Annotated in this window: 3 protein-coding genes and 1 pseudogene; 2 read left to right on the top strand and 2 right to left on the bottom strand. The window is 52.3% G+C overall.

The annotated features are described in order from the left end of the window. Window positions 1–954: hypothetical protein (locus Q1B13_RS26730; RefSeq protein WP_299085923.1), on the top strand; the 954-nt coding region annotated here is incomplete at its 5' end. 239 nt (window positions 955–1,193) lie between these two features. Here the strand turns inward: Q1B13_RS26730 and Q1B13_RS26725 are convergent. Further along, window positions 1,194–1,382, bottom strand: coding sequence for a hypothetical protein (locus Q1B13_RS26725; RefSeq protein ID WP_299085922.1), 189 nt, complete (start codon window positions 1,380–1,382; stop codon window positions 1,194–1,196). Window positions 1,383–1,714: 332 nt separating this feature from the next. Between Q1B13_RS26725 and Q1B13_RS26720 the strand changes: the two genes are divergently transcribed. Continuing rightward, the gene (locus Q1B13_RS26720) at window positions 1,715–2,104 is read left to right on the top strand and encodes a hypothetical protein (RefSeq protein WP_298938162.1); all 390 of its coding nucleotides are present in this window, start codon (window positions 1,715–1,717) and stop codon (window positions 2,102–2,104) included. 231 nt (window positions 2,105–2,335) lie between these two features. Here Q1B13_RS26720 and Q1B13_RS26715 read toward each other — a convergent pair. Further along, window positions 2,336–2,572 (bottom strand): annotated as a pseudogene (locus Q1B13_RS26715) (IS6 family transposase); the annotation flags it as partial.

The following is a 2,572-nucleotide window of genomic DNA, read 5'->3' as shown; positions in this document are numbered from 1 at the left end:
GGCAATGGCAACGGCGGTGGAAATGGCAATGGCAACGGCGGTGGAAATGGCAATGGCAACGGCGGTGGAAACGGTAACGGCAATGGCGGTGGAAACAGCAATGGGGCCAAAGGAAATGGCGGTGATCACGGCGCGGCTGCCAAAGGCGGTGGCGGAAGCAAGGTCGGGAAATCTGGATCGCAAAAAATAAAGTCTCGCTCTGCTGGGGCTGGTCAGAAGAAAGGCGGGGGGTTCTCACTGAAAGACCTATTCAGCGGGAATAGCAAAGCCCGGAAAACTGGTTCCCCTCGAACGACCGCTGTGACAACTCAGGGGGCGCAAAAACCAACCCACCAGACTGCGATCGTGGAGGAGTCGAAACGCCCCGTTTCCCGCGCCAAGGGTAACCGTATGGCTGCGCTGCTTGGCGCTCATCCATCTGAATTGGGCGCGTTGAATGCAGCCAATGCAAGCCCAACTGCACTGGCCAATGCCTCTCCTAATTCGCGGGTTGGCAGAATTGCCACCTACCGAGACACAGTGTTGGCCGGTGAACCCTTGCGTGAGGATCTAGTGGAACAGCTAGAGGTTTTAGCAGGGTTGGAACAACCAGATCGGACCGTGCAAGAAATCGAGGATGATTTGGAAGCTGCGTTGGGTGAGGTTCAAACCAATCGGGACACGGTAGATGAGCTGGAGCAGGCTTTGGAAGACGCGGGTGGTACGGATCCAGATATCGAAGCGCAACTCGAAGACGCCCAAGCCGCTTTGGGTGCTTCAATCGACGACGCCCGGAGTTTGAGTGACGAGAGACAGGCCGCCATAGACTACAATGAAGCTGTCGAAGAGGCGGAAGAACTGAATGAGCTTGTCGAAGCGCAAGATTTGGCTGAACGTGAGGCCCTGGAAGCAGCTGCCAACAAGCCCGTCACCGACGCCGTTGAAGCGCAGGTGAAATCGCTTCTGGGGCTATGACCTGAAGCTTCTTGGCCAATTTTGGCCTCCACTCTTGGACGTACTGACAGCTGGGACGACCAAGAGCCTTTCGGATGTTGAGCGGGCTGGTCGACGTTTTCTTAGTGTTAGACACTAGCTTTTGGTGATCGTGCTAACCGACAAATAAACCCCGCCCCAGGAAAGGGCGGGATTCATATTGCAATTCTGATGTTTAGGACGAATATCGAGAATTGTTCGGGGGGGCAACTGATTTGCCTTCAGATGTTTTGGTGAGCCTCAGATAGCCGCTTGTCTTTTACGATCTTTGTTAGTGCGTTATCGATAGGAGGGAAGCGACCATTGCTCGAATTCATCGTGGTTTGCAGACGCTCTTCAACAGATTGACCAGAGGTCCGCATCGCAGCTGTTGTGCTGCGGTCTTTAGTCACAAAGGCAGGCTTGACCATCTTATTCCCCTCGTTTCCACCAAACGACTTACGTTTCGTTCGATTTGACCTGACCACAGTGCCCCAGCGTGGTTGAACGCACTAAGAATAAACTGTTCATGTTCGGTTAATGTTGTTTGCGAAATAAGAACACATGAATTGTCTGACCGCGCGACACTTCTATTGCCGCTTTCCAATTTGACGGTTTGGAAGGTCGTTAGGTGAGAATGTCGTGCCAAACGAACCAACCATCATAGCAGAAGACGCCAGTAGCAAGCCAGTCTCCGCCTAAGGGTTGGTCAAATCCGAACGGGGATCATAACTAGGATATGAAGCCAAAGGAGGCAAAAAAGATGAAAACGGTTTTGGGAATCGCGGCGGCGCTATTCATCATTCAGACCGCGCCGGTTGCGAGCGCGAGTTTTAATGCGCAGCCTCACAAGCTCAAACAAATTATCGAGTCACACACAACAATGCAGCCTGTTCTCGTGAAATCCAAGGCCGGACATTGCCCACCGGGCTTGGCCAAGAAAGCTGTTCCATGCGTTCCACCTGGCCAGGTCAAACGATACCGGGTTGGGGATTTCATCTACAATGGGTATGTTCGTATCGACGATCCCAACAGATATGGCCTGCGGCGAAACGGCTACTATGTGCGTGCCGGAGACTATGTTTATCAGGTGAACCGGCAGACGCACGAGGTGTTGAACCTGATAGGGGCAGTAGTCGATATACTCAACTGAGTACCTTCTCTACTCTTCAAATCTGGCGTGGTTAGCCGCCATTTGATCATACTACAAAACTCGAGAGAATGGGCACGTTCCAGACTTCGGATGCAGCGCTGCATCCGGTGATGTGATTATCTGCCAACGTCGGGTTGTCATAATGGGAGGGCATGGCGGATCGGAGGATCAGTCATGGAACGCTATTGCCAAATTGTTTGAGGCGGCATGACAAGTGTTGTCAAGCCGCACTCAGGTCGTCATTTCAGAGATGTACACCTCCCAGAGGCTGAACGTATCGGAATGTGGTGTTGATACAAGTTTGCGGTGAGTTGATATCTGCGGGGACGGAATACTAATTTGATCTGGTCATGCACAGATAGAAACCTCTGTGCTTGGCGATGTGATTTGAAACGCCCAAATATCTTCTTTCGTTTCCGGGTCGGTCTATGCGACACTTCGATTGCGTTGTTTAGGCCTTTGTGGGCA

The sequence above is a fragment of the uncultured Ruegeria sp. genome (genome assembly GCF_947489545.1).
Taxonomy (GTDB): domain Bacteria; phylum Pseudomonadota; class Alphaproteobacteria; order Rhodobacterales; family Rhodobacteraceae; genus Ruegeria.
Note: the sequence above shows the minus strand (reverse complement) of the source record. Positions and strands in the feature narration are given on the sequence as shown.